Source organism: Streptomyces sp. NPDC006174 (assembly GCF_040614075.1).
In the GTDB taxonomy this organism is placed as follows: domain Bacteria; phylum Actinomycetota; class Actinomycetes; order Streptomycetales; family Streptomycetaceae; genus Streptomyces.
This window is the reverse complement of the sequence record NZ_JBEXTJ010000004.1, coordinates 1-24,939: the sequence shown is the minus strand read 5'-3', so window position 1 is coordinate 24,939 and position 24,939 is coordinate 1. Positions and strand designations below refer to the sequence as shown.

Sequence of the window (24,939 nt, the reverse complement as noted above, 5' to 3'; positions counted from 1 at the left end):
GGGGCACAGCAGAAGAAGAGGGGGGTCTCGGATCAGCCATTGACAGGAGACGGCCATGAAACTGAGCGACGAACTCCCCGTGGACCACCGGCTCGCGGCCGTGTACCGGATCGGAGCGGGACTGTGCGGGGCCACCCTGCTGGCCTTCGGCATCCTCGGCTTCACCAACCAGCTGGCCTTCTTCGACACCAGCGGCGCTCAGGTGGCGGGGCTGTCGACGAACGGCCTCCTGAGCCTGATCTCGGTCGTCGTCGGACTGGTCCTGGTGGCCGGAGCGGTGATCGGCGGAAACGTCGCGTCGATGGTGAACATGACGGTCGGCACGCTCTTCCTGCTCAGCGGGTTCGTCCACATCTTCATCCTGGACAAGGGTGCGAACATTCTGGACTTCGGTATGTCCAACGTGATCTTCAGCTTCGTGATGGGGCTGCTGATCCTGACGTTCGGCATGTACGGGCGGGTCACCGGCGGGCTGCCGCACGACAACCCGTACTGGCGCAGCCGCCACCCGGAGGAGGCCTCACGCGAGGACGCGGCGCGCCACCGGGGCGCGGCGGCCGGCGGGCCGCCGCGGCCGGCCGGCGGCGCGGGTGCGCGTGCGGTCACCCGGGAGACCGGGCCCCGGCTGCCCGGGGCCTGACGGCGGAACGCCGACGGGTCGGTACGGAGCCGTTGGGGCTCGGTACCGACCCGTCGGCGTTCCGCCGTCAGGCCGGCGTGTCGCGACGTTCAGGCCTTGCGTGTCGTCGTCGCTCAGACCTTGCGGTAGCGGGCGTTGGCCCAGGAGAAGAGGCCGAAGGCGACCAGGCCGAGCGCGATGACCACCAGGAGCCACGGGCCGACGGGTGTGTCGGTGAAGGAGCGCAGGGTGTCGTCCATCCCCTTGGACTGATCCGGGTTGTGCTTGACCGCGGCGGCGATGGCGAAGCCACCGGCGGTGGCGAAGACGGCACCACGCGCCGTGCCGCCGAAGACGCCGACGAAGTCGACCGCGCGGCGCACCCGCTGCGACATCTCCGACATCTTCAGGTGCTTGTGGTACTTCCGCATGATGGCGCGGACCGCGATCCAGATACCGGCACCCGCGACCGCCGCGCCTCCGATGGCGACGATCCACTGGCCCCCGGGCCAGCCCAGCGCCTTGGCGGTGACGTCCTGCGACTGCTGGTCGGACGAGCCGCCACCACTGCCGGAGTCGCCCGCGGCGAAGGACAGGACCGAGAAGGCGACGAAGCTGTAGAAGACGAAGCGGCCCGCGGCCATGGCTCGCTTGGACGGCTTGCCGCCGTCGGGTCCTACCTGTCCGAAGAGGGCCTCGGACAGCCGCCAGAGGGCCATACCCACCAAGCCTATGCCCAGCAGCCACAGCAGGACCTTGCCGAAGGGCTTCTCGGCTATCTCGGCGATCGCGCCGCCCCGGTCCGCCTGCTTGCCGCCTCCGCCACCGGAGAACGCGATCTGCAGGGCGAGGGCGCCTACGAGGATGTAGATCACCCCACGGGCCCCGAACCCGGCACGGGCTCCGGCCTTCATCGCGGTGCTGTTGGCGGCTCGCTCGGCCTGGCCGCGCCCCTGTGCTGCTACTGAACCGGTATTCATGTCATGCCGGTTGCCCCGGCCTGGCGGATCAACTCCTGCCGGGGTGAGGACGGGCCTGGGGGGGACGGCGGTGGTCTCACTCCCGCGTCCTCCACAGCGCAGCGGCGAGCTCGCGCCTGCGCCCTCCGGAATGACTACCGGAATACAAGGGCGGCCAGCGAAATGAGTCCGTACGCATTCTCCGTAAAGGCGCAGGACGTATGTCCCACAGGTTTATCGGGCGGCAGGCATTTCACCGTGCGGGCCGACCCTGTCTCCACGATGCGGCACACCAACCCGACTCGCCCCCCGCGTCGTTTCTGCGTCGAAGCCGAGGAGTATCCGCACGTCGGACCGGGTCTTCGGGCGCCAGGCGGCCCACTTCCGGACACCTTCACCGCCCGATGGAAATCAGCGTAAGAATTCTTTTCCCGAGGACCCCGCATTTGACCCGGACCTTTTTCTGTGTGCTACTGGATTTCATGGCCCATCTCGGCCGTACGGCGTGCATATCACCCCCACCCGCCGGAGGAGACATCATGACCACCATCACTCGCTGGCAGCGCACCGCCGCGGCCGCCGCGGCTCTCGCCCTTCCCGCCTCCATGGCGTTCTTCGCGCCGCAGGCGCAGGCAACGACTCCGGCGGAACCGTTCGGTCCGGCCTGCGCCTCCGTCCCCAAGGAGGGCGCGGGCAGCCTGGAGGGCATGGCGAAGGACCCGGTCGCCACCGCCGCCTCCAACAACCCCGAACTCTCCACCCTGGTCAGCGCCGTGCAGAAGGCCGGCCTGGTGGACACGCTCAACAACGCCGAGAACATCACGGTGTTCGCGCCGACGAACGCCGCCTTCGAGAAGATCCCGCAGGCGGATCTCAACGCGCTCCTCAACGACAAGGAGGAGCTGACCAAGGTGCTGACGTACCACGTGGTGGGCGAGAAGCTGACCACGAAGCAACTCGAGGACGGCACCTACAAGACCCTGCAGGGCACCGATCTCACCGTGAAGGGGTCCGGTTCGAACTTCACGGTGAACGACTCCTCGAAGATCGTCTGTGGCAATGTGCCGACGGCCAACGCCACGGTCAACCTGGTCGACACGGTGCTCATGCCGACCTCGTGACAGTGACCCGGCGGCCGTCCTGACGGCAGCCACGCGTCATGGCCGGTGCCCGGACCGAGTGACGGTCCGGGCACCGGCGATGGGCAGCCGTTCTATACGCTGAGTACGTGACCAGCGCTGACAGCCGACAGAGCCGGGGCGGCGCCTCGGAGCCCGGGGCGGCCCCGGAACCCGGAGCCGCTGCCGGCCTTCAGGCGTTCGCGGTCGAGCTCCGCCGGATGAACGGCGAGATCAACCGGATGACCCACGGTTTCGCCGCGCACCAGCAGCTGCACCCCACGGACGTGTCCGCACTCGCGGCCATCCTCGACGCGCCCGCGCCTCTCACACCTGGCGCGCTGCGCGAGCACCTGGGGCTCACCTCGGGCGCGGTGACCGCCTGCCTCGACCGCCTGGAACGGGCCGGCCACATCCGGCGCGCCCGCGAGAGCGCCGACCGCCGGGTGGTGCACGTCTACTACGAGGCGAGCGCCCGGCTGGCCGCGCGTGACTACTTCATGCCGCTCGCCGAGGCCACGGACCGGGCGAGGGCACGTTTCAGCGAGGCGGAGCTCACGACCGTCCTGCGCTTCCTCGCCGCCATGAACGAGGAGCTGTCCGAGGCTCCGTAGGCGCGCTGAGGTCCGTTCCGGCGCGTCGCCGACTTTTTCCGCCGCCGGGTGCATCCATGAGGGCATGACCCGCCGAAGCACTCCCCGTACACCCTCGTACGCACCCTCGCACACCCCGTACGCTCCCCGCCCGGCGTCCCGCGACGCGAAGCCTCTCGAAGCCGCGAAGGGGCCCGGGCGACTCCCGACGCGAGCTCTCCGCTAATGTATTTCAATCATTGAGATTGTTCGTCATTGAGATACTCCTCGCACCCCGGGAGAGGCATGTTCACCCCTGCACGGTCGGCCCGCTGGCTGATCCCTGTCGTCCTGCTGATCGCCTGGCTCGGTATCGGCGGCGGACTCGGTCCGTACGCGGGCAAGCTCGGCGAGGTCGCCACCAACGACCAGGCGTCCTTCCTGCCCCAGAACGCCGAATCCACTCAAGTCGTCGACGCCCAGAAGGCGTTCCAGCAGAACGAGACCCTTCCCGTCATCCTCGTATGGACCTCGAAGGACGAGGGTGAGCCGGTCAGCGAGGCCCAGCGGGAAGCCGCCACCGGCGCTCTCGCCTCGCTCACGGACACCGAAGGTGTCGTCGGGAAGGCCTCTCCCGCGCTGCCGTCGAAGGACGGTCTCGCGCTCCAGGGCATCGTGCAGCTGAGCCCCGACCTCGGGGAGGAGCTGCCGACGGTGCTGGAGGAGGTCGAGAAGGCCGGTGCGGAAGTCCCGGACGCGAACGTGCAGTTGGCGGGTCCGGCCGCGAGCCAAGCCGATCTGTCCGACGCCTTCGCGGGCATCGACGGACTGCTCCTCGCGGTGGCGCTGATCACCGTTCTGGTGATCCTGCTGCTCGTGTACCGCAGTGTGCTGCTGCCGTTCCTCATCATCCTCGGTGCGGTGTTCGCGCTGGGGCTGGCCTGCGCGATCGTCTACGTGCTCGCCGACCACGACATCGTGCGGGTGGACGGCCAGGTGCAGGGCATCCTGTCGATCCTGGTGATCGGTGCCGCGACGGACTACGCGCTGCTGCTCACCGCCCGGTTCCGCGAGGAGCTCGGCGTCCACGGCGACCGGTTCGCCGCGATGCGGGTGGCGCTGCGCGAGTCCTTCGGCCCGATCACGGCCAGCGCCGCGACCGTGGCCGCGGGCCTGCTCGCGCTGCTGCTCAGCGACCTCACCAACAACCGGGCGCTCGGTCCGGTCGGCGCGATCGGCATCGTCTGCTCGGTCCTCAGCGCGCTCACCTTCCTGCCTGCCGCTCTGGTACTGCTCGGCCGCAAGGCGTACTGGCCGGCGAAGCCCAAGGCCGTCCAGGACGGGACCGGCGGCCACGGCGTCTGGAGCAAGGTCGCCGCCTTGGTCGACCGGGCTCCGCGCAAGGTCTGGGCGATCACTCTCGCCGCGCTGATCGCCTGTGCCGCCTTCGCGCCGACTCTCACCTCCAAGGGCGTACCGCTCGACGAGATCTTCGTCAACGACACCCCGTCCGTGGCCGCCCAGCAGACGCTCGGCGAGCACTTCCCCGGCGGCTCCGGCAACCCTGCGGTGATCATCGCGGCGGCGGACAAGCTCAAGGAGGTGAGCGAGGCCGCGACCCGTACCGACGGGGTGGCCTCGGTCGCACCGGTGAGCGAAGGCGGCCGGCCCGGCGGTCAGCCGCTGATCGTGGACGGCAAGGTCCGGATCGACGCGACCCTGGAGGACGCGGCCGACAGCGACGACGCCAAGGAGACGGTGGCCGCGCTGCGCGAGGCAGTGCACGCGGTGCCGGACTCGGACGCTCTGGTCGGCGGCTACACGGCCCAGCAGTACGACACCCAGCGCACGGCCGAGGACGACCGCATGCTGATCGTTCCGGTGGTGCTGGCGATCATCCTGGTGATCCTGGTCTTCCTGCTCCGGTCGCTGCTGATGCCGGTGCTGCTGGTGACCACGGTCGCGCTGAACTTCCTGGCCACGCTGGGCATTTCCTCGCTGGTGTTCACCCATGTGTTCGGCTTCAGCGGTACGGATTCCTCGGTGCCGCTGTACGGGTTCGTGTTCCTGGTGGCACTCGGTGTCGACTACAACATCTTCCTCATGTCCCGGGTCCGCGAGGAGTCGCTACGTCACGGCACCCGGGAAGGCATCCTGCGCGGGCTGACCACGACCGGCGGGGTCATCACCTCGGCGGGTGTGGTCCTGGCGGCCACTTTCGCGGCGCTGGGCGTCATCCCGCTGGCGTTCCTCGTACAGATCGCCTTCATCGTCGCCTTCGGTGTCCTGCTCGACACCCTGGTCGTCCGCTCGCTCCTCGTCCCGGCGCTGGTGCGGGACATCGGGCCGAAGGCGTGGTGGCCGGGTGCGCTGAGCCGCGAGGGAACGGACGGCGGTCAGCGCGGAACGACGCCGGCGGCCGAGGGCCGGTAAGCGGACAGGGCCCAGATCACGAAGATGTCCAGCCCGATCATGAGCACCGACCAGACCGGTGCGTACGGCAGGAAGAGGAACTGCGCGAACAGCGCGAGGGAGGCGAGGACGATGCCGGTCACCCGGGCCCAGCCGGCGCCTTTGAGCAGCCCGGCGCCGGTGATCACCGCGCAGACGCCAAGCGCCAGGTGGATCCAGCCCCAGCTGGTGAGGCTGAACCGGTAGAGGTACTCGCCGACGGTGCCGTACACGTCGCCGTCGGCCAGGGCCGCGATGCCTTGCAGGGCCGCCACCACGCCCTGGCACAGCATCAGCACTCCGGCGAACAGCACTCCTCCGGTGACCCAGGCGCTCTCCGGGTCGGGCACCGGAGGAGGGCCGGAGGTGCCGTCGTACAGGCGCGGGTCCTCGCTCACCGGCCCGCCTCCCGCTCCTCGGCGGCCTGGCCCTTGGCGCGCTTGCCGACCACCACGGCGGCCGCCGCCGCACTGCCGGCGAAGGCGAGAGCGACCATCCAGGGCCGGTCGAAGAAGTGGCAGGTGACGTGGTCCACGGAGTAGCGGCCGGGGCCGGCCAGCCCGATGGCGGCGGCGGTGAAGCCGAGGAACGCCGGGTACTCGTAGCCGCCGCCCTGCGCGAAGAAGCCCGCCGGGGCATGCACGGCCACCGCGCCGGCCATCGCTCCGGCGGCCGCGGCACCGGCGGCGGGCGTGGCAAGACCGAGGGCCAGCAGTACACCGCCGCCCGCCTCACCGAGTCCGGCGGCCACGGCGCTGTGCTTGGGCGGATGGAAGCCCATCGCCTCCATCGCGGCCGTGGTGCCCTGGATGCCTCCGCCGCCGAACCAGCCCGCCAGCTTCTGGCTGCCGTGGGCCGCGAGCACCGCGCCGGTGCCGACGCGCAGGGCGAGCAGGCCGAGATCACGCCGGTTGACGCTGACCATGGGGACTCCCGGGGTGAGGGGTTTCGCTGTGGATCCCACTCTGGTCGGCCGGTGCAGTGCGGGCCCGGCCGAGTACGCCGTACGTGGCACGGGCCGGGCGCCGCAAGGGCGGGCATGCGACGCAGATCATTGTGCAACTTGTTGCATAAGCGGCTCGCGGTGGTCTACAACTGACGCGACGACCCTGTGCGGAGGAGACCCGGATGAGCCTGTACCCGACCTTGCTGAGCCCGCTGGACCTCGGGTTCACGACTCTCCCCAACCGCGTCCTCATGGGCTCGATGCACATCGGCCTGGAGGAGGCCGAGCGCGGCTTCGAGCGGATGGCGGCCTTCTACGCCGAGCGTGCGCGGGGCGGCGTCGGCCTCATCGTCACCGGCGGCATCGCGCCCAGCGAGCGGGCGTGCTCCTTTCCCGGCGGAGCCAAGATGACGACGGAGGCGGAGGCGGAGCAGCACCGCGAGATCACCTCGGCGGTGCACGCGGCGGGTGGCCGGATCGCGATGCAGATCCTTCACTTCGGCCGGTACGCGCACCACGCGGACCTGGTCGCACCGAGCGCGCTTAAGGCCCCCATCAGCGGATTCACGCCGAACGCCCTGACCGACGCCGAGGTCGAGGAGACCATCGAGGAGTTCGTCCGGGCCGCCGAGCTGGCACGGCGCGCGGGCTACGACGGCGTCGAGATCATGGGCTCCGAGGGCTACCTGATCAACGAGTTCATCGTCTCCGCCACCAACCACCGCACCGACCGCTGGGGCGGCTCGTACGAGAACCGCATCCGGTTCCCCGTCGAGATCGTGCGCCGGGTCCGTGAGCGGGTCGGCAGCGACTTCATCCTGATCTACCGGCTCTCCATGCTGGACCTGGTGCCCGGTGGCTCGACGCTGGAGGAGGTCGTGGCGCTGGCCAAGGAGGTCGAGGCGGCGGGCGCGACGATCATCAACACCGGCATCGGCTGGCACGAGGCGCGCATCCCGACCATCGCCACCTCCGTGCCGCGCGCCGCCTTCACCTGGGTGACCGAGCGGGTGCGCGGAGCCGTCTCCGTACCGCTGGTGACGAGCAACCGCATCAACACGCCTGAGGTCGCCGAGGACGTCCTCGCCTCGGGCCGGGCGGACATGGTCTCGATGGCCAGGCCCTTCCTGGCCGACCCGGAGTTCGTCGCCAAGGCGGCGGCGGGCCGGGCGGACGCGATCAACACCTGCATCGGCTGCAACCAGGCGTGCCTGGACCACATCTTCAGCCTCCAGATCACCTCCTGCCTGGTCAATCCGCGCGCCTGCCACGAGACCGAGCTGGTGCTCTCGCCCACGCGGACCCGTAAACGCGTCGCCGTGGTCGGTGCCGGTCCGGCGGGTCTCGCCTGCTCGGTCACGGCGGCCGAACGCGGCCACGCGGTGACGCTGTTCGACTCGGCGGACGAGATCGGCGGCCAGCTGAACGTGGCCCGCCGGGTGCCGGGCAAGGAAGAGTTCGACGAGACGCTGCGCTACTTCCGTACGCGGCTGGCGGAGCTGGACGTCGAGGTGCGCCTCTCCACCCGGGCCGACGCCGGGACGCTGGACGGCTTCGACGAGATCGTGCTCGCCACCGGCGTCGAGCCGCGTACGCCCGCGATCCCCGGCACGGACCACCCGAACGTCGTCAGCTACCTGGACGTGCTGCGCGACGGTGCTCCGGTCGGTGACCGGGTCGCGATCGTGGGCGCGGGCGGCATCGGCTTCGACGTGGCGGAGTTCCTCACCGACGGCGGCGACGCGGCGAGCCTGGACGCGGAGACGTTCTTCCGGCAGTGGGGCGTGGACACGGCCTACGCGGACCGGGGCGGGCTGTGCGCTCCCGAGCGCCCCAAGACTCCCCGTACCGTCCACCTCGTCCAGCGCAAGACCACCAAGGTCGGCGCGGGCCTCGGCAAGACGACCGGCTGGATCCACCGCACCGAACTGCGGCACCGGGGCGTCGAGATGATCGCCGGCGCCTCCTACGACCTCATCGACGACGAGGGCCTCCACCTCACCGTCGACGGCGAGCGGCGGGTGCTGCCGGTGGACACGGTGGTGCTCTGCGCGGGCCAGGAACCGCGCCGCGAGCTGTACGAGGAGCTGCGCGCGGCGGGCGGCCCGGTCCACCTGATCGGCGGCGCGGACGTGGCGGCCGAGCTGGACGCGAAGCGCGCGATCCGCCAGGGCACGGAGCTGGCGGCGGCGCTGTAGGACCGTCGCACGTCGCCGTGAACGCCCGTCCTTAGGATGCACGTCATGTCACTGCCGCACGCGATCCTCACCGCTCTGCTGGAGAAGCCGTCCTCGGGCCTGGAGCTGACCCGCAGGTTCGACCGGTCGATCGGCTACTTCTGGTCCTCCACGCACCAGCAGATCTACCGCGAGCTGGGAAAGCTGGAGCAGGCGGGACGGATCCGGGCGCTGCCCACGGCGGCGCCGGCCCGGGGACAGAAGAAGGAGTACGAGGTGCTGCCCGCCGGCCGCGAGGAGTTGGCGGCCTGGGTGGCGCTCCCCGAGGACCCGCGCCCGGTCCGCGATCCGCTGCTCCTGCGGATGCGGGCGGCGGCGGTCGTCGGGATGAACGGGATGGGAGCGGAGCTGCGCCGCCATCTGGCCCTGCACGAGCGGCAGTTGGCGGAGTACCGCGAGATCGAGGAACGGGACTTCACCCCGGAGCCGGAGGCCGACGCGGACCGGCTGCGCCATCTGGTGCTGCGGGGCGGCATCGACCTGGAGACGTTCTGGACCGGCTGGCTGACCCGCGCGATCGGTGACCTGGGAGACGGCTGAGTGTTACGGGTGGGGCTCCGGCGGCTGACGTTACGGGTGGGTCCTGATGGCCGACCGTTACGGGTGGGGGCGCGCTCCCGCCTGTACGGCGACGGGTTCCGCGCCGTACGGCGTTCCGTCCGCGCGCCGAGGGCTGCCGATCACGACCCGGGAAGGCGCCGGACTCAAGGGGCCAGGGGCCGCTGCCGCCGCGACCGGGTCCGTACCGCCGCGCGCCTGGGCCCGGCTGAGCAGGATCACGCCGCGTACGGCGGCCGCCGTGCCGACCAGCGCCAGGACCAGGCTCACCGGTCCGCCCTGGAGGCGTTCGCCGAGGAGGGCCAGGCCGATCGCGGCGGCGGCCACCGGGTTGGCCAGCGTGACGACGGCGAGCGGTGCGCCGAGGCCGCCCCGGTAGGCGGTCTGGGACAGCAGCAGGCCGCCCATCGCGAAGGCGGAGACGAGCAGCGCCACCGTCAGTAGCCGCCAGCTGAACAGCGGCCCGCCGGAGTGGTCGGTGACGGCGACCGTGAGGGTCTGGGTCAGCGCGGAGGCGACGCCGGAGGTGATGCCGGAGGCCGCCGCGTGCCGCAGCCCCGGGCGGGCGCCGGGCCGGCTGAGTCCGGCGACGACCGCCATGGTGGCCGCGCCGACGCCGAGCGCCTCGGGCAGGGTGAGGGTCTCGTGCGGGGCCGAGCCGCCGGCCGTCAGGAGCAGCGCGCCGAGGCCGAGCAGGGTCAGGACCGTGCCGCGCCACTCGACGCGCCCGACCCGGCGTCCGGCGGCGCGCGCGCCGAGCGGTACGGCGGCGACGAGCGTCAGTGCGCCGAGCGGCTGGACCAGGGTGAGCGGGCCGTAGTTGAGCGCGGCGACATGGAGGAGCGCACCGCCGGCGTTGAGGCCGACCGCCGACCACCAGGCGCCCCGGCCGAGGAGCCGCAGCACTCCGGTGGAGGGTTCGGTACGCCCGGCCAGTCGGGACTGGGCCACGGCGGCGGCCGCGTAGGCGCCGGCGGAGACGAGGGAGAGCGCGACGGCGATCAGCGTGGCGTTCATCGGCCGGCTCCGGTTCCGGCAGGGGTCCGTGCGGGGTGCGCGGCGCCGACGACGTACGCGTCCACGACCGCCTCCGCACCGGAGACGGCGTACGCCGGTACGTCCGCACGCCCGCCGGGCACCGCGCCACCATCCGCCATCCACGGCAGGTGCGCCGGTACGTCACGGGCCGGGCGCGGCAGGCGGAGCGCGGCGAGCGCCACCGCCAGCAGCGCCACGACCACCATCGCGTCGAGCCAGTAGTGGTTGGCCGTGCCCACGACGACGAACAGCGTGATCGCCGGGTGCAGCAGCCAGAGCCAGCGCCACCGCGAGCGGGTGGCGACGATCAGGCCGACGGCCACCATCACGGCCCAGCCGACGTGCAGTGAGGGCATCGCGGCGAACTGGTTGGCCATCGTGTCGGTCGCGGGCGTCGCTCCGTACACCGTCGGCCCGTAGACCTGGCCGGTGTCGACCAGTCCGGCGGCCGGGAGCATCCGCGGCGGGGCGAGCGGGAAGAGCAGGTGGAGCGCGAGGGCACCGCCGGTGAGGACGGCGAGGATGCGCCGTGACCAGAGGTAGTGGAGCGGGCGGCGCCAGTAGAGCCAGACCAGGAAGAGAGCCGTGGCGGGGAAGTGCACGGTGGCGTAATAGGTGTTCGCCGCGTGGGTCAGGGTCTGGCTGTGCAGCAGCATGCCTTGGAGAGCTCCCTCGCCCGGGAGGTGCCAGGCACGTTCGAGATCCCAGACGTTCCCGGCGTTGCGGAACGCCTCCTCGACATGGCCGTTGGCCGCCTGGCGGCCGAATTTGTAGGCCAGGAAGAGTCCGGCCACGAGAAGGAACTCGCGGACGAGGGGCGGTCGGGCACGTATGTCCGGCTCCTGGTCCGTGGGCTCGGTGCGGGCGTACGTCACCCGGTGCCCCCTTGGATGCGAAGCGGTGTCAGGACGGCACGGTTCGCTCCGTGCCGAATCGATACGCCAGTGTACCGATACGTTGGCGTATCGGTACACACGCGTATCGGTACACTGGCGTATCGAGAACCTCGCCGCACCGCCGCAGGAGGGACCGTCCATGCCGTCGCCCGATTCCGTACAGGAGTCAGCCCTCGCTTCCCGCCGCTCGAAGATCACACCGGAACGCGCGCAGGAGCTCTACACGGCGGTGCTGGACCTGTTGCGGGAGAGCGGTTACGAGTCGCTGACCATGGAAGGCGTCGCCGCCCGCACGCGCTGCGGCAAGTCGACGCTGTACCGGCAGTGGGGCTCCAAGCCGGAGCTGGTCGTCGCCGCGCTGCACGGCACGCGGCGGATGCTGCTCTCGCACATCGACACCGGTTCGCTCGCCGGTGACCTGCGTGAGGCGGCACGGGCGATCGGCGCGGGCTCGGGGCGCGACACCCCGCTGATGCACGCGCTCAGCCACGCGGCACTCCAGAGCCCCGAGCTGTTGTGCGCGCTGCGCGAGGCGCTGATCCTGCCGGAGATCGCGGCGATCGACGCGATGGTCCGGCGGGCCCAGGCGCGCGGCGAGATCGCGGCGGACCTGCCGGGCGCGGAGTACGTGGCGGCCCAGCTGCTCGGCGTGATGCGCGCGCGGCCGCTGCTGGAAGGGCGGTACGCGGACGCGGCGTACCTCTGCAGGTTCGTCGAGAAGGCGATCCTGCCCGGACTCGGACTCACGGCGGAGGCGCCGGAGTCCTGACAGCCAGTTGGACTCGGGTGCGCCCGGGTCCTGACCACCGTGGGACTCGGGTGCACCCGGTTCCCGTCCGACGTGGACCGTCCGTCCCAGCGGATGGGGACGGTCCACCCGGCGCCGCACCGTGGGGACGGGGGCGGCGCAACGCCCGGCCGGCCGGTGAGCTCTTCGGAGCTCACCGGCCGACTGTGTTCACCGGTCATCCGCGACGCCTCTGTCACACCTAACAAGCAATTGGTAGATTCGGCACACACCGAAGCGCCACCGGCGAGGGGCGGACGCATGGAGCTGAGCAACCCGATCGACTTCACCGGACGGGCGGTGATCGTCACCGGCGGCACCAAGGGCATCGGCGCCACCATCGCGGAGGCTTTCCTGGCGGCGGGCGCGGAGGTCATGGTCTGCGGCCGCACCGCACCCGCCGCACCGCCGTCGTCGGCCGGCCGGACCGCCGCCTTCCGCTGCACGGACGTCCGGGATCCGACGGAGGCGGCCCACCTGGTGGCGGCAGCCGCCGAGCGGTTCGGCCGTCTCGACGTCCTCGTCAACAACGCGGGCGGCTCCCCCGACGCCGACGCCGCCACCGTCTCGCCCCGCTTCGTCGAGAAGGTCGTCGCCCTCAACCTCCTCGCTCCCTTCTACCTGGCGCAGGCCGCCAACCTGGTCATGCGGGAGCAGCCGGCGGGCGGCGCGGTGATCAACATCGGCAGCGTCTCGGCGTACGACCCGCAGCCAGGCACCGCCGCCTACTCCGCGGCGAAGGCGGGACTTCTCGGCCTGACCCGGGCGCTGGCACTGGAATGGGCACCGAAGGTCCGGGTGAACCACATCACCGCCGGGCCCGTCCGCACCGCGAGCGCCCCCGCGCTCCACGGCGCGGACGAGGGCGCCGCGGTCGCAAGCGTCATCCCGATGGGCCGGCCGGCGGCCCCGGCGGACGTGGCCCACGCCTGCCTCTGGCTCGCCGGGCCGCATTCCTCGTACGTCAACGGCGCCGATCTGGCCGTCCACGGAGGCGGCGAGATACCGGCCAGAGACCTGGTCCGCAGGAACACCGACCGAGCCCCTTCTCGTCACCTTGACCATATAGGCCATCACCCTTTATCGTCGCAGTGACGAGATCGCGTACGAGTCCGAGTACGAATCCAAGGGGGACCCATGGCCGACATCACCCGCCGCTTCGGCTGGCGGCATCTGCGCTCCGCGCCGACCGCACACATCCGCCACCACAAGCGCGGCAAGCTGACCCATGACGGGCGCGGGCTGAGCTTCTGGTACCGGTCGCTGTCGGCGGCGCTCTCCGAGGTACCGGTCGACGACCGGGAGCTGGCCATGGCGTTCCACGCCCGTACGGCGGACTTCCAGGACGTCACCGTGCAGGCCACCGTCACCTACCGGGTCAGCGATCCGGCGCTGGCGGCCGACCGGCTGGACTTCTCCGTGGACCCGGACACCGGGAGCTGGCGCAGCGCGCCGCTGGAGCAGATCGCCACGCTGCTCACCGAGACCGCGCAGCAGCACACGCTGGACGTCCTGGCCCGCACTCCGCTGGCGGCGGCTCTGGTGGACGGGGTCGCTTCCGTACGGGAACGGGTCGCCACCGGTCTCGCCGCCGAGCCGAGGCTTCCGGCCACCGGGATCGACGTGGTGGCCGTACGCGTCGTCGCGATCCGGCCCGAGGCCGAGGTCGAACGCGCCCTGCGCACGCCGGCGCGCGAACAGATCCAGCAGGAGGCGGACCGGGCCACCTACGAGCGGCGCGCGGTGGCCGTCGAGCGCGAGCGCACCATCGCCGAGAACGAGCTGGCCAGCCAGATCGAACTGGCCCGGCGCGAGGAGCAGCTGGTCGACCAGCGCGGCACCAACGCCCGCCGCGAGGCCGAGGAGAAGGCCGCTGCCGACGGCGTACGGACAGAGGCCGAGGCAACGCGCAAGGTACGCCTGGCGCGCGCGGAGGCGGAAGCGGCACGCGAGACGGGTGCGGCGCGCGCCGAGGCGCAGGCCGCCTGGCTGCGGGTGCACGGCGAGGTCGACCCGGCCACGCTGCACGCGCTGGCGGCGACCCGGCTCGCGGAGAACGTGCCGCGCATCGAGAGCCTCACCCTCTCCCCCGACGTCCTCACCGGCCTCCTCGCCAAGCTCGGCCGCGCGGACGGCGGTGCGGGAGCGTGAGCCTGGCGCCGCGGGCGGTGCTCGTCCATCGCAGGACGGAGTACGAGGAGCTGCTCGCCCGGCACGGAACGCACGGCCAGGCCGCGTTCTTCCTCTCCAGCCGGGGCCGCTCGATCGAGGAGGTGGCCCGGCGCCACCACCGTACGCGGGAGGCCTTGCGGGACGTGGCGGCGGCCGTGCCGCTCACCTGGCGCTCCAGCCGGGTGGAGCGGGCCGACCTGGACCGGTTCCTGTTCGCGCCGGAGGACGTGGTGGTCGTGGTCGGCCAGGACGGGCTGGTCGCCAACGCGGCGAAGTACCTGTCCGGGCAGCCGGTGGTGGGCATCGACACCGATCCCGGCCGCAACCCCGGTGTCCTGGTCCGCCACCGCCGTACCGACGCGGCCGCCCTGCTGCGCGCGGCGACGGCGGCCGGCCGCACGGTGGAGGCGCTGACGATGGTCGAGGCGGTCGCCGACGACACCCAGCGGCTGGTCGCACTCAACGAGATCTACCTAGGCCCGCCCGGCCACCAGACGGCCCGCTACCGCCTGGGACCCGACGGAAGGACGGACCCTGGCGAGGCACAGGCCTCCTCCGGGGTCCTCGTCGGCACCGGCACGGGCGCCACCGGCTGGCTGCGCTCGCTCTGGCTGGAACGCGGCAGCACCACTCCGCTGCCCGCGCCGGGCGACCCGCGCCTCCTCTGGTTCGTCCGCGAGGCCTGGCCCTCCCCCGCCACCGGCACGTCGCTGGTCTCCGGCGAACTGAACCGGGGCCAGGGCCTGCGGCTCACCGTGGAGTCGGACCGGATCGTGGTCTTCGGGGACGGGATGGAGTCCGACGCGCTGGAGCTGACCTGGGGTCAGAGCGTACGGCTGGGCATCTCGGCGACGGCGCTGCGCCTGGTGGTCTGAGCGGGACCGGTGCCTCGGTGTCGTTACGGTGTTCCGTACCCACCGGCCCGTAAGAGGCCCCGGAGAGCGGAGACCGACCACCATGGCCACCGAGACCACCGACCCCCTCACCGGTCCCTCCCGCAACAGCCGGCCGCCCACGGCGCAGGCGGCCCTCGGGGTCGGCGTGATCGTGGAGGACGGGCAGGGACGGGTGCTCCTGGGCCGGCACCACAGCGGTACGTGGGAGCTGCCGGGCGGCAAGGTCGACCCGACGCACGAGTCGGTCGCGGCGGCCGCCGCCCGTGAGCTGCGCGAGGAGACCGGTCTCACCGTGGAGGAGAGCGCGGTGGACGTCTTCGCGATGCTCCACGACGTGACCGGCGGGATCAACCGGATCAGCATGGCGGCCCTCGTACGCCTGCACTCCGGCATCCCCGAGGTCACCGAGCCGCACCTGATCAGCGCGTGGCGGTGGACCGCACCCGGGGAACTGCCCACGCCGCTGTTCGACCCGTCGGCGCAGATCCTGGCGGCCTGGCGCCCGGACCTCGGCCTCATCCATCCGCCCGCGCACCTCCTGCGGATCACGGGGGTCGGAGACCAGCGCTGATCAGGATCCCGATGATCAGGCTACAGATGCGGAGAAAGGGGACCAGGCGTATGAATGAGGCACCATCCGCGCGAACGGAGTTGGCCTCATGGACGATTACCCGCTCCTGAACCTCTTCCTGACCATGCTGTATCTGTTCCTCTGGGTCATGTGGTTCTTCCTGCTGTTCAAAGTGATCACGGACCTCTTCCGCGACCACACGCTGAACGGCTGGGCCAAGGCGGGCTGGCTGATCTTCGTCATTCTGCTGCCCTACCTGGGCGTCCTGATCTACCTGATCGTGCGGGGCCGCAGCATGCACGAGCGCGACGCCAAGGCGGTCAAGGATTCGGAGGCGGCCTTCCGGCAGTACGTGCGCGAGGCCGCGGGCAGCGAGGGCTCCTCCGGCTCCACCACCCATGGCTCCACCAGCCATGTGAGCGATCTGGCGAAGCTCGCCGAGCTCAAGGACAAGGGTGCGCTCAACGCGGAGGAGTACGAGCGGGCGAAGGCCAAGCTCCTGGCCTGAGGTGGCCTCGGAATCATCCTTCCGGGAGCGTGGTTTCCTTGTGGAGCAGGGGCATGAGGAAAGTGGGCGGTTCGGTGGCAGCAGGTCTGGATTTCGGCGCGGGTATCCGCGCGGACGGTCTTCCGGCTGCACTGTCGGATCCGGCCCGACTGGCCGCGGTGGCCGCGACCGGGCTGCTGGACACCGGCCCCGAGGAGGTCTTCGAGGACCTCGCCTCGCTGGCCGCGCGGGTCACCGGCTCCGGCCGGGCCTTCGTGACGCTGGTCGACGAGGACCGCTCCTTCTGGAAGTCGTGCGTGGGCGTGGATGCCACCGAGATCGCCGCCCGCCAGAATCCCGTACGCGAAAGCTTCTGCTACTTCCTGATCGGCCTGGCCGGCGACCCGTTCATCGTGGACGACGCGGCGACCGACCCCCGGACCCGCGATCACCCTTCGGTCGGGCCGATGAACATCGGCGCCTGGGCCGGCTTTCCTCTGCTGGCGCCCGGCGGCGAGGTGCTGGGGAGCTTCTGCGTCATCGACGACTCGCCGCGCACTTGGTCGGCCGCCGACCTGACGACGCTGGAGACCCTGGCCCGCTCGGTCTCCGCCGAGATACACCTGCGCCAGTCGCTGGAGGCGGCCCGACAGGCCCACCGGCTCTCCGCCGATCTCGCCCGCTCTCTTCAGCAGGGGCTCCTCCCGCCGTCCCTCCACCCGATCCCGGGTCTGGAGGTGGCCGCCTCCTACCATCCGGCCTCCGCCAGCGGCAGCTCCGGGGTCGAGGTGGGCGGCGACTTCTACGACCTCTTCGCCACCCGGGGGTCCTCGTACGCCGCCGTCCTCGGCGATGTGTGCGGCAAGGGCGTGGAAGCCGCCAAGGTCACCGCCATGGCGCGCTACACCGTACGGGCCACCGCCTCCCGGATCCTCTCTCCGGCGGCCCTCCTGGACGGGCTGAACACCGCCATGCTCGCCCAGCGCGCACCCCGGTTCCTGACCGCCGTCTACGCCGCGTTCCGCCTCACACCGGGCGGGCTCGCGGGCCGCGTCAGCCTCGCCGGGCACCCGCCGGCCCTCGTCCGCCGGGCCGACGGACGCGTGCACCAGGTCGGCACACCCGGGACCCTTCTCGGCGTCGTGGACCACGTCAGCCTGACCGACGTCCGGTTTCGGCTGGCCCCCGGCGATCTGCTGCTGCTCTACACCGACGGCGCCTGCGAGGCACGCCCCCGGCCGGGCACACCGTCCGGCGAGCGGCAGCAGGTGTTCGGCGACGCCGAGCTGGCCGCCGTCCTGTCGGACACCCGTGGACTGGACGCGGAAGCGACGGTGAAGGGCATCGGCGCGGCTCTGGCCGACCACCACGACGGCTGGGCCAGCGACGACACCGCCCTGCTCGCCCTGCGCGTACCTCCGTCCTCCTGACCACCGGGCTCCGTGCGGTCCGCCCGCGCCATCAGGTGTAGCACCGCGATCCAGGGGCACCCAGAAGCGCGGGCCGCCGGAAACAGTGATCGTGGAAGCTCACCCAGGGCCCGACCACCTCAGGGGCGGTGGCCCCTGGCAGCCGATGGCCGGCGAGCGATGGAGCAAGGAGTGCCGCCGATGCATGATGCAGTTCCTCAGCCGACAGACGCCGAGACGTCCGACGGCGAAGGTCCGGGCAGCCTCGCGGTCCGCCGCGTGGCGGAGGGGTTCACCGGCTTCGTCGACGCCGTGACGGCGGGCACCATCGAGGCACCGCTGCCGGGCGGCGGTCGGACCGCCACCCGGTTCGACGTACTGTCCGCGGTGGCGGAGGACGATCTGTGCGTCGCCAGGCTGGCGGAGGGCCACCTCGACGCCGTGGCGATCCTGGCCGAACTGGACGGCGACCCGGTGGCGCCCGGTCAGCGCTGGGGCGTGTGGGCCGCCGAACCTCCCGGCTCCGGGCTGACCGCGACCCGTGGCCCGGACGGCTGGGTGCTCAACGGTCTCAAGCGGTACTGCTCCGGGGCGCACAGCTGCACCCACGCCCTGGTCACCGCCACGGCGGAGGACGGCCGACGCCTCTTCGCCGTCCGTACCGGCAGCCCGGAAGCCGAGCCGGGTGCAAGAGGATGCCGACCGGTGCCGGGCACCTGGCAGGCGATCGGCATGGCCGGCAGCGACAGTCCCGACGTCCGCTTCACCGACGTTCCCGCCACCGCGGTCGGCGGGGTGGAGGCGTACGTGCGCCGCCCCGGCTTCCACCACGGCGGGGTCGGTGTGGCCGCGTGCTGGTACGGCGGGGCGCGGGCGGTGGCCCGCGTGCTGTTCACCCGGGCGGAGCAGCGCGCCGATCCGTTCACCGATGCCCACGCCGGTGCGGTGGACCTGAGGCTGTACACGGCCGGTACGGTGCTGCGCCGGGCGGCCGAGGAGATCGACCTCGATCCGCTGGACAAGGCGGAAGCGGCCGGGCTGCGTGCGCTGCGGGTACGGGCCCTGGTGGCTCAGGTGTGCTCCGAGGTGCTGGACCAGGTGGGCCGGGCGACCGGCGCGGGGCCGCTGTGCCACGACGAGCGGCACGCCCGGGCCGTGGCCGACCTGTCCGTCTACGTGCGTCAGCACCACGCGGAACGGGACCTGGAGGCGCTCGGCCGGCTGGTCGCACGCGGGCCGGAGGAGAGCCGATGAGCGCCTGGAGTCCCGAGGGCCACGCCGATCCGATCCAGGCTCCGGGCACCGACGAGGCGCTCTGGCGTGCTTGGCACGGCTGGGACCGGCTGCCGGACCACACGCTTCCGGAGGAGGGGCGGGTGGTGGTGGTCGCCGCCCATCCCGATGACGAGGTGCTGGGCGTGGGCGGAACCATCGCCCGGCTGGCGGCGGCCGGTCTCGCCGTGACCGTGGTGTCGGTCACCGACGGCGAGGGCTCCCACCCGGACTCGCTCGTCCTCTCTCCCGCCGAGCTCGCCGAGCTGCGGGCCCGGGAGCTGGAGGAGGCACTGGCCGAGCTGGGTGCGGCCGGAGCCGAGATCGTACGGCTGAGGCTGCCCGACACGGGAGTGGGCGAGCACGAGGAGGCGCTGGCCCGCGAGCTGGCCGTCCTGATGTCCGGCGCGGCACTCTGCCTGGCGCCCTGGACCGAGGACGTGCACAGCGACCACGAGGCGGCCGGCCGCGCCGCTCTGGCCGCCTCACGGGCGACGGCCGTGCCGTGCGCGCTGTATCCGGTCTGGATGTGGCACTGGGCCGAACCCGGTGACAGCCGCGTCCCGTGGGAGCGGGCCGCCCGGATCGTCCTGCCGTCGGTGGCACAGGCCCTCAAGCGTGCCGCCGTCAGCCGGTTCGTCACGCAGATCCAGCCGCTCGGCCCCGCTCCGCAGGACGCGGCCGTACTGCCTCCGGAGGAGCTGACGCACCATCTGCGCGGCTGGGAGGTGGTCTTCGTATGAGCCGTCCCGGCACACCGGCCGCGTACTTTGACGCCATGTACGGCTCCGCGGAGGATCCGTGGAGCCTGGCCGAGCGGTGGTACGAGCGCCGCAAGTACGACCTGACCGTCGCGGCCCTGCCGCTACCGCGCTACCGCCGGGCCTTCGAACCCGGCTGCTCCGTCGGAGAGCTCACCCGCCGGCTGGCGGACCGCTGCGACTCCGTACTCGCCTGCGACCGGGTGGCATCCGCCGTCGAGACCGCACGTCGGCGCACCGCCGAACTCCCGCAGGTCTCGGTCCGGCACATGCTGCTGCCCGAGGAGTGGCCCGAGGGCTCCTTCGACCTGATCGTCCTCTCCGAACTCCTCTACTACCTGGACGAGATGACGCTCGGCACGGTGCTGGAACGGACGGTGTCGTCGCTGGAACCGGAAGGCACCCTGGTCACCGTCCACTGGAACCATCCGGTGGAGGAGCATCTGACCACCGGCGCCGGAATCGCGCGACACGTCGCCGGCCGGCCCGGCCTCGTCCTGGTCGCCGACCACCGTGAGGAGGACTTCGTCCTCCAGATCCACCGGCGCACCACGGCGGACGGCGAACGGCCCGCCGGGATCGCCGCCCGCGAGGGACTGGTGTGAGCGCGCGAACCGTCGTCGTGGTCGTCCCCGCCCACGACGAGGAGGCGTTGCTGCCGGCGGCGCTCGCCGCGATCGGCCGGGCGGCCCGCCATCCCCGGCTCGCCGGGACGCGGGTCCTGACGGTCGTGGTGGCGGACGACTGCCGCGACCGTACGTCGGCGGTGGCCCGCGACGCCGGGGCGCTCGTCGTCGGCACCGGCTTCCGCAATCCCGGCCGGGCCAGGGCCGCCGGCGTCCGCCACGCTCTGGCCCGAGCCGGCGTCGCGGCGCCTGTCACCTGGATCGCGACGACCGACGCCGACAGTGTGGTCCCGCACGACTGGCTGGCCCACCAGCTGGCGAGGGCCCGGGAAGGGTGGGAGGCGGTCGTCGGCACCGTCGTCCTGCCGTCCACCTCACCGCTGGCCGCGCCGCACCGGATCCGTTACGAAGCCACCCGGCCGCCGGCCGGGACCCCTTGGGCGCACCCTCACGTCCACGGCGCCAACCTCGGCGTCGCCACCGCCGCCTACCTGGACGTCGGCGGCTTCCCCGGCCTGGCCACCGGCGAGGACCACGCCTTGGTGAAGGCGCTCGAACGCGGGGGCCACCGCGTGCTGCGCACCGCCCGCTGTCCTGTCCTCACCTCGCCCCGGCTCCAGGCCCGCGCCCGGGACGGTTTCGGCGACTACCTCGCCGCGATGCCGCGTCCCGCCGAGGCGTAGGAGCCACAACGCGTCAGGGCCGGTTTCGGATTGCTCCGAAACCGGCCCTGATCTGCGACTGTCTCCAGTCGGGACGACAGGATTTGAACCTGCGACCCCTGACCCCCAGGAGTAAGGGTCAGGGGCATTTTCCGGACATAGGAGACTTAATCCGGCCGTGAGTTGTGCGTGTAGGCATGCACCGTGCACCACCGCGCGTAGCGTGTGGTCCCCAACTGGTCCCCACACACCCCCTTCCCATTGTCCGGCCGACGCCTCGCGCGAGCACCTCAAGCTCCTTCCAGATCCAACCCTCCGACCACCTACGGGGCCATCAGGGTGGCCCCGGGGCCGGGTCATAGGGTTGAGGACCTCCGCTGCCGTTCCCACGCAACAGCCAAGACTGCGCTCGCTCGGTCACGCAGCGGTCCACGCCAGCCGCGATCTCGGCCCTCGACCCTGAGAGGTCATCTCATTTGGCGAGTCTGCGGTAGCAGATGAGGGTGCAGGCGATGCAGGTGAAGGCGAGGAAGTGGTCGGCTTTGCGTTCGTAGCGGCGGTGGAGGCGGCGGCAGCCGACGAGCCAGGCCATGGTGCGTTCGACGGTCCAGCGGTGGCGGCCCAGCCGTTGCGAGGACTCAGCTCCCTCGCGGGCGATGCGGTGGGTGATGCCTCGCTCGCGTAACCATCGCCGCAGGCGGGCGTAGTCGTAGCCTTTGTCGGCGTGGAGTTTGCCGGGCCTGCGCCGTCGTCGTCCGCGGCGTGAGCGGATGGGCGGGACGCCCTTCACGAGGGGGATCAGGGCCTGGCTGTCGTGCAGGTTGGCTCCGGAGATGCCGACGGATATGGGCAGACCCGATCATTCCGTGATCAGGTGGATCTTCGAGCCGTACTTGCCCCGGTCGACAGGATTCGGACCTGTCATGCCCCCCCTTTTTCAGGGCCCGCATGTTCACCGAGTCGATCGCGCACCGCGACCAGTCCAGCTCGCCGCGGGCACCGAGTTCGTCGAGGACCAGGCGGTGGAGCTTGGCCCACACCCTGGCCTTCGACCACTCCGAGAACCGCCGGTGGGCAGTTGCTCCGGACGGGCCGAACGACGCCGAAGGCAGCTGCTGCCAGGTGCAACCGGACGTGGCCACGAAGACGATCGCGGCCAGCACCTCCCGGTCACCGTGCCGACGCCGGCCACCGCCCTGCGGCCGCGACGGCGCCTCCGGCACCACCCGCTGGAACAGCTCCCACAACTCGTCCGGCACCAGCCGCTCAACGATCCCCACCATGGCGCACAGAATACCGAGTTACCCAAATGAGATGACCTCCTAAGGTCCGGGGTTCGGTCGTACAGCAGGGTTACGCGGACGAGGGTCACGGCGGTGTATGGCCGTGCCTGACGCCAGGCGCGACGCCCCGGACCCATCAAGCGTCGGCGAAGCGGATGTCAGGCCAGGGCGCGAGGGACATCAGGGTGAGAGGCCACCCGGCCCCTTCGGTGAGGTCGTCGCGCACGACGACCTCACCGAGAGCAGCACCGGTCGGCTTGACGGCTCGCGGGTGCTCCTGCGGTAAGGCGGATACAGGCACCCGAGACGGGATCACATGAATTGATGGGGTCCCGTACCGATTGTTTGCCCACAAAGGGGTTACTCGTCGGTCTGGATACACCGCATCAACCGATTCTGGAGGAGCCTTGAGCAACTTCGAACGCCCTGGGACCCACGACGCGAACGGCGCATCGGAAGTAGCGCATACCGTTCAGGAAAAAGCAGCTGAGGGAGCCGACCTGGTCACTTCCAACGCGACGGACGTCGTCGGCACCGCCAAGGACCAAGCGGCCAACACCGTGAACGAGGCCACCGCTCAAGCACGGGATGTGCTGAGCGAACTGCGGGATCAATTGCAGGAGCAGTCTCGGGCCCAGGCCGGGCAGCTCGCGAGCAACGTCCGCCGTCTGGCGGACGAGTTGCACGACATGAGTAACAGCGGTAAGCCCGATTCGACTGCTACCGCCGCAGTGCGGCAGGTTGCCGACGGCGGCCGGAAGGTGGCATCCCGCCTGGAGAACCGGGGCCCCGAGGGCATCGTCGAGGATCTGCGCGGTTTCGCTCGCCGCAAGCCCGGCCTGTTCCTGGCGGGGGCGGCGCTCGCGGGCTTCGCCGCCGCTCGCCTCGGCAAGGGGATGGCGGCTGCAGAATCCTCAGGAGGGCCCGCGTCGGGATCGAAGTCAACTCCTTCGGGTGGCCGCACGCACGTAGGGATCGGCGACGCAGTCGGGGCCCACGACGCGTCCACTCCGACCGGGGTGCACGAGGCTGCCGATCTTCCGGGTACTGCGGGTGGCCCCGGCCTCCGGGAGACGCCGGATGTTTCACCGAGGGCCATGGAACCGATTCAACCGCCCACCACGCCGCAGGGCGGGAGCGTCGGCCAGCGGCACGAGAGGAACTGAGCGATGGCCCTGTCTTCCTCGGAGCAACACCCGCCGGCCGCAGGACCGGAAGCAGGGTCGGCCGAGCCGTCCCTGGGCGACCTGATCAGCGACATCAGCAGTGACCTGTCGCAACTGGTGCGCAGTGAGATCGAGTTGGCGAAGGCCGAGCTCAAGCAGGAATCGGTGAAGGCGGGCAAGGCGGGAGGCATGCTCGCCGGGGCCGGATACGCGGGACACCTCGTGGTTCTGCTGGCCAGCCTGACCCTGATCTTCGCGCTGAGTAACGTCATGGACATGGCCTGGGCCGCGCTGATCGTCACCGTGCTCTGGGCGGCCGTCGCCGCGGTCCTGTATGCCAACGGCCGCAAGCGCCTGCGCGCGGTAAAGCTGAAGCCCGAACAGACCGTGGAAACACTGAAGGAGGATGCCCGATGGGCACGGAACCCGACGAGCTGAGGCGCGACGTCGAGGACACACGGGCCGAGCTGGCTCGTAACGTCAATCTTCTCGCTGACCGAGTCATACCCGGCAAGGTGGCCCGCCGCAAGATCGACGCCACCCAGAACCGACTGAATGGAATCAAGGAGCGGGTCATGGGGACAGTGCACGACAGCAGCAGTGCCACGACCGGTGCCGCACACAGTGTGTCCGACCACATCGGCCAGGCCGCCGGACGAGCCGGAGATGTCGTGTCCGACGCCTCTTCCACCGTGCATGACGCGGCACAGCAGGCCCCGGCGAAAATCAGGCAGCAGACCCAGGGCAGCCCGCTGGCAGCGGGTGTCATCGCTTTCGGTGCCGGCATGCTCGCCGCAGCGCTTCTTCCCACCACGGACGCGGAAGAGCGTGTGGGAGGTCAGCTGCGGGAGCACGCCGAGGAGTTCATCGAGCCCGTGAAGCAGACCGCCCTGGACGCGGCGCAGGAGGTACGCGAAGAAATGCGCGAACCGGTCGCCCAGGCCACACAGTCGGTGAAGGACACCGCCACCGAAGCCGCCCGGACCACCGGCGATCACGCACGTCAGACCGGGCAGGAGACCGTGGACGGTTTGCGCTCGACTGCCCAGGACGGCATCGGCGAAGTCCGCGGCCCCGCATCGCGCCGCGCCACCTGAGTCCATCTCACCAGTCCTGTGACACAACACCTCGACTCAGCCACGATGTGATTCGGGGACGAAGAGGGCCGTTGGCGCGCTAACAGCCTCAACGCGCGGGGCGGAAGCCGCTGCGGAAGAGCAACTGGCCAGGCCGTCAGGTACGCCCGCCGGACGCGGCACTCACACAGGACCCACCAGCACGACGAGCACATCGACCAAGGCGTCCCCGCGGTGCGGGTACGGACACAACGTCGACGATCACGACTCCCCCTTGGTGACGCGGGCGGGGGCGGGAACCCGACGGGGTGGGGGCCCCCCCCCCCCCCGCGGGGGAAACAGGCGGACAGGGGCAACACCCCGCCCCCCCCCGACAA

Annotated in this window: 25 protein-coding genes and 1 pseudogene; 20 read left to right on the top strand and 6 right to left on the bottom strand. The window is 71.4% G+C overall.

Translation table 11 applies throughout. The features are described from left to right. Nucleotides 1-55 precede the first annotated feature (55 nt). Nucleotides 56-640: a DUF4383 domain-containing protein gene (locus ABZ267_RS10105; RefSeq protein WP_356899714.1), complete on the top strand. Its 585-nt coding sequence runs from the start codon at nt 56-58 to the stop codon at nt 638-640. A gap of 113 nt (nt 641-753) precedes the next feature. Here ABZ267_RS10105 and ABZ267_RS10100 read toward each other — a convergent pair whose 3' ends face one another. Next, nucleotides 754-1,599 carry a DUF1206 domain-containing protein gene (locus tag ABZ267_RS10100; RefSeq protein WP_356756894.1) on the bottom strand — a complete coding sequence of 282 codons (846 nt, stop codon included), beginning with the start codon at nt 1,597-1,599 and terminating at the stop codon, nt 754-756. Nucleotides 1,600-2,117: 518 nt separating this feature from the next. On the opposite strand from ABZ267_RS10100, the gene ABZ267_RS10095 reads away from it, so the two are divergent. The 3 genes from ABZ267_RS10095 to ABZ267_RS10085 all read left to right on the top strand — a co-directional run bounded on the left by ABZ267_RS10095 (nt 2,118) and on the right by ABZ267_RS10085 (nt 5,701). Next, nucleotides 2,118-2,699 (top strand): fasciclin domain-containing protein, encoded by a 582-nt coding sequence (locus ABZ267_RS10095; protein WP_356756892.1) that lies wholly within the window; start codon nt 2,118-2,120, stop codon nt 2,697-2,699. A gap of 107 nt (nt 2,700-2,806) precedes the next feature. Continuing rightward, nucleotides 2,807-3,310 (top strand): MarR family winged helix-turn-helix transcriptional regulator, encoded by a 504-nt coding sequence (locus ABZ267_RS10090; RefSeq protein ID WP_356756890.1) that lies wholly within the window; start codon nt 2,807-2,809, stop codon nt 3,308-3,310. Between the two features lie 264 nt (nt 3,311-3,574). Then, on the top strand, nt 3,575-5,701 hold the full coding sequence (locus tag ABZ267_RS10085; RefSeq protein WP_356756888.1) for an MMPL family transporter: 2,127 nt from the start codon (nt 3,575-3,577) through the stop codon (nt 5,699-5,701). Here the strand turns inward: ABZ267_RS10085 and ABZ267_RS10080 are convergent. Both ABZ267_RS10080 and ABZ267_RS10075 read right to left on the bottom strand, forming a co-directional pair. After that, nucleotides 5,665-6,117, bottom strand: coding sequence for a hypothetical protein (locus tag ABZ267_RS10080; RefSeq protein ID WP_356756886.1), 453 nt, complete (start codon nt 6,115-6,117; stop codon nt 5,665-5,667). The two genes, ABZ267_RS10085 and ABZ267_RS10080, sit on opposite strands and share 37 nt — an antisense overlap. Further along, entirely contained in the window at nt 6,114-6,644 is a 531-nt protein-coding gene (locus ABZ267_RS10075) for a DoxX family membrane protein (protein WP_356756884.1), read from the bottom strand. The genes ABZ267_RS10080 and ABZ267_RS10075 overlap by 4 nt, the downstream gene beginning before the upstream one ends. Nucleotides 6,645-6,847: 203 nt before the next feature. Here ABZ267_RS10075 and ABZ267_RS10070 point away from each other — a divergent pair, with 203 nt between their 5' ends. Continuing rightward, on the top strand, nt 6,848-8,863 hold the full coding sequence (locus tag ABZ267_RS10070; RefSeq protein ID WP_356756882.1) for an NADPH-dependent 2,4-dienoyl-CoA reductase: 2,016 nt from the start codon (nt 6,848-6,850) through the stop codon (nt 8,861-8,863). A gap of 45 nt (nt 8,864-8,908) precedes the next feature. Then, nucleotides 8,909-9,442: a PadR family transcriptional regulator gene (locus ABZ267_RS10065; protein WP_356756880.1), complete on the top strand. Its 534-nt coding sequence runs from the start codon at nt 8,909-8,911 to the stop codon at nt 9,440-9,442. 57 nt (nt 9,443-9,499) lie between these two features. Here the strand turns inward: ABZ267_RS10065 and ABZ267_RS10060 are convergent, their stop codons facing one another. Together ABZ267_RS10060 and ABZ267_RS10055 are read right to left on the bottom strand one after the other, a co-directional pair. Continuing rightward, nucleotides 9,500-10,477, bottom strand: coding sequence for a hypothetical protein (locus ABZ267_RS10060; RefSeq protein ID WP_356756878.1), 978 nt, complete (start codon nt 10,475-10,477; stop codon nt 9,500-9,502). Then, on the bottom strand, nt 10,474-11,373 hold the full coding sequence (locus ABZ267_RS10055; RefSeq protein ID WP_356756877.1) for a phosphatase PAP2 family protein: 900 nt from the start codon (nt 11,371-11,373) through the stop codon (nt 10,474-10,476). Before ABZ267_RS10055 ends, ABZ267_RS10060 begins: the two co-directional genes overlap by 4 nt. Nucleotides 11,374-11,533: 160 nt before the next feature. Between ABZ267_RS10055 and ABZ267_RS10050 the strand changes: the two genes are divergently transcribed. From ABZ267_RS10050 to ABZ267_RS10000, 11 genes are all read left to right on the top strand, one after another. Continuing rightward, entirely contained in the window at nt 11,534-12,163 is a 630-nt protein-coding gene (locus tag ABZ267_RS10050; protein WP_356756875.1) for a TetR/AcrR family transcriptional regulator, read from the top strand. A gap of 279 nt (nt 12,164-12,442) precedes the next feature. After that, entirely contained in the window at nt 12,443-13,276 is an 834-nt protein-coding gene (locus ABZ267_RS10045) for an SDR family oxidoreductase (RefSeq protein ID WP_356756873.1), read from the top strand. Between the two features lie 42 nt (nt 13,277-13,318). After that, complete coding sequence (locus tag ABZ267_RS10040) at nt 13,319-14,332, top strand: SPFH domain-containing protein (RefSeq protein ID WP_356756871.1); 1,014 nt, start codon at nt 13,319-13,321, stop codon at nt 14,330-14,332. Continuing rightward, nucleotides 14,329-15,228 (top strand): hypothetical protein, encoded by a 900-nt coding sequence (locus ABZ267_RS10035; protein WP_356756869.1) that lies wholly within the window; start codon nt 14,329-14,331, stop codon nt 15,226-15,228. The genes ABZ267_RS10040 and ABZ267_RS10035 overlap by 4 nt, the downstream gene beginning before the upstream one ends. Before the next feature lie 82 nt (nt 15,229-15,310). Then, nucleotides 15,311-15,820, top strand: a complete 510-nt coding sequence (locus tag ABZ267_RS10030) for an NUDIX domain-containing protein (RefSeq protein WP_356756868.1) — start codon at nt 15,311-15,313, stop codon at nt 15,818-15,820. Nucleotides 15,821-15,908: 88 nt separating this feature from the next. Next, nucleotides 15,909-16,328, top strand: coding sequence for an SHOCT domain-containing protein (locus ABZ267_RS10025; RefSeq protein WP_356756866.1), 420 nt, complete (start codon nt 15,909-15,911; stop codon nt 16,326-16,328). Nucleotides 16,329-16,381: 53 nt separating this feature from the next. Then, complete coding sequence (locus tag ABZ267_RS10020; protein ID WP_356756864.1) at nt 16,382-17,737, top strand: GAF domain-containing SpoIIE family protein phosphatase; 1,356 nt, start codon at nt 16,382-16,384, stop codon at nt 17,735-17,737. A gap of 180 nt (nt 17,738-17,917) precedes the next feature. After that, nucleotides 17,918-18,970, top strand: a complete 1,053-nt coding sequence (locus ABZ267_RS10015) for an acyl-CoA dehydrogenase (protein ID WP_356756862.1) — start codon at nt 17,918-17,920, stop codon at nt 18,968-18,970. Next, entirely contained in the window at nt 18,967-19,731 is a 765-nt protein-coding gene (locus tag ABZ267_RS10010) for a PIG-L family deacetylase (RefSeq protein ID WP_356756860.1), read from the top strand. Before ABZ267_RS10015 ends, ABZ267_RS10010 begins: the two co-directional genes overlap by 4 nt. After that, nucleotides 19,728-20,354: an SAM-dependent methyltransferase gene (locus ABZ267_RS10005; RefSeq protein WP_356756858.1), complete on the top strand. Its 627-nt coding sequence runs from the start codon at nt 19,728-19,730 to the stop codon at nt 20,352-20,354. The genes ABZ267_RS10010 and ABZ267_RS10005 overlap by 4 nt, the downstream gene beginning before the upstream one ends. Then, complete coding sequence (locus ABZ267_RS10000; protein ID WP_356756856.1) at nt 20,351-21,058, top strand: glycosyltransferase; 708 nt, start codon at nt 20,351-20,353, stop codon at nt 21,056-21,058. The genes ABZ267_RS10005 and ABZ267_RS10000 overlap by 4 nt, the downstream gene beginning before the upstream one ends. A 451-nt stretch (nt 21,059-21,509) precedes the next feature. Here ABZ267_RS10000 and ABZ267_RS09995 read toward each other — a convergent pair. Next, nucleotides 21,510-22,320: pseudogene (locus tag ABZ267_RS09995) on the bottom strand (IS5 family transposase). Between the two features lie 407 nt (nt 22,321-22,727). Between ABZ267_RS09995 and ABZ267_RS09990 the strand changes: the two are divergent. From ABZ267_RS09990 to ABZ267_RS09980, 3 genes are read left to right on the top strand one after another with little or no spacing between them, the layout of a single operon-like run. Then, nucleotides 22,728-23,486, top strand: coding sequence for a hypothetical protein (locus tag ABZ267_RS09990; protein ID WP_356756854.1), 759 nt, complete (start codon nt 22,728-22,730; stop codon nt 23,484-23,486). Between the two features lie 3 nt (nt 23,487-23,489). Then, complete coding sequence (locus tag ABZ267_RS09985; RefSeq protein ID WP_356756852.1) at nt 23,490-23,924, top strand: phage holin family protein; 435 nt, start codon at nt 23,490-23,492, stop codon at nt 23,922-23,924. Then, complete coding sequence (locus ABZ267_RS09980; protein ID WP_356756850.1) at nt 23,900-24,583, top strand: DUF3618 domain-containing protein; 684 nt, start codon at nt 23,900-23,902, stop codon at nt 24,581-24,583. The genes ABZ267_RS09985 and ABZ267_RS09980 overlap by 25 nt, the downstream gene beginning before the upstream one ends. The last annotated feature ends 356 nt before the right edge of the window (nt 24,584-24,939 follow it).

Bases quoted from the DNA above. Each gene is read 5' to 3' on its own strand.
- ABZ267_RS10105 (WP_356899714.1), top strand. From the start codon at position 56: ATGAAACTGAGCGACGAACTCCCCGTGGACCACCGGCTCGCGGCCGTG.
- ABZ267_RS10100 (WP_356756894.1), bottom strand. From the start codon at position 1,599: ATGAATACCGGTTCAGTAGCAGCACAGGGGCGCGGCCAGGCCGAGCGA.
- ABZ267_RS10095 (WP_356756892.1), top strand. From the start codon at position 2,118: ATGACCACCATCACTCGCTGGCAGCGCACCGCCGCGGCCGCCGCGGCT.
- ABZ267_RS10085 (WP_356756888.1), top strand. From the start codon at position 3,575: ATGTTCACCCCTGCACGGTCGGCCCGCTGGCTGATCCCTGTCGTCCTG.
- ABZ267_RS10075 (WP_356756884.1), bottom strand. From the start codon at position 6,644: ATGGTCAGCGTCAACCGGCGTGATCTCGGCCTGCTCGCCCTGCGCGTC.
- ABZ267_RS10070 (WP_356756882.1), top strand. From the start codon at position 6,848: ATGAGCCTGTACCCGACCTTGCTGAGCCCGCTGGACCTCGGGTTCACG.
- ABZ267_RS10065 (WP_356756880.1), top strand. From the start codon at position 8,909: ATGTCACTGCCGCACGCGATCCTCACCGCTCTGCTGGAGAAGCCGTCC.
- ABZ267_RS10060 (WP_356756878.1), bottom strand. From the start codon at position 10,477: ATGAACGCCACGCTGATCGCCGTCGCGCTCTCCCTCGTCTCCGCCGGC.
- ABZ267_RS10050 (WP_356756875.1), top strand. From the start codon at position 11,534: ATGCCGTCGCCCGATTCCGTACAGGAGTCAGCCCTCGCTTCCCGCCGC.
- ABZ267_RS10045 (WP_356756873.1), top strand. From the start codon at position 12,443: ATGGAGCTGAGCAACCCGATCGACTTCACCGGACGGGCGGTGATCGTC.
- ABZ267_RS10040 (WP_356756871.1), top strand. From the start codon at position 13,319: ATGGCCGACATCACCCGCCGCTTCGGCTGGCGGCATCTGCGCTCCGCG.
- ABZ267_RS10030 (WP_356756868.1), top strand. From the start codon at position 15,311: ATGGCCACCGAGACCACCGACCCCCTCACCGGTCCCTCCCGCAACAGC.
- ABZ267_RS10025 (WP_356756866.1), top strand. From the start codon at position 15,909: ATGGACGATTACCCGCTCCTGAACCTCTTCCTGACCATGCTGTATCTG.
- ABZ267_RS10020 (WP_356756864.1), top strand. From the start codon at position 16,382: ATGAGGAAAGTGGGCGGTTCGGTGGCAGCAGGTCTGGATTTCGGCGCG.
- ABZ267_RS10015 (WP_356756862.1), top strand. From the start codon at position 17,918: ATGCATGATGCAGTTCCTCAGCCGACAGACGCCGAGACGTCCGACGGC.
- ABZ267_RS10010 (WP_356756860.1), top strand. From the start codon at position 18,967: ATGAGCGCCTGGAGTCCCGAGGGCCACGCCGATCCGATCCAGGCTCCG.
- ABZ267_RS10005 (WP_356756858.1), top strand. From the start codon at position 19,728: ATGAGCCGTCCCGGCACACCGGCCGCGTACTTTGACGCCATGTACGGC.
- ABZ267_RS09985 (WP_356756852.1), top strand. From the start codon at position 23,490: ATGGCCCTGTCTTCCTCGGAGCAACACCCGCCGGCCGCAGGACCGGAA.
- ABZ267_RS09980 (WP_356756850.1), top strand. From the start codon at position 23,900: ATGGGCACGGAACCCGACGAGCTGAGGCGCGACGTCGAGGACACACGG.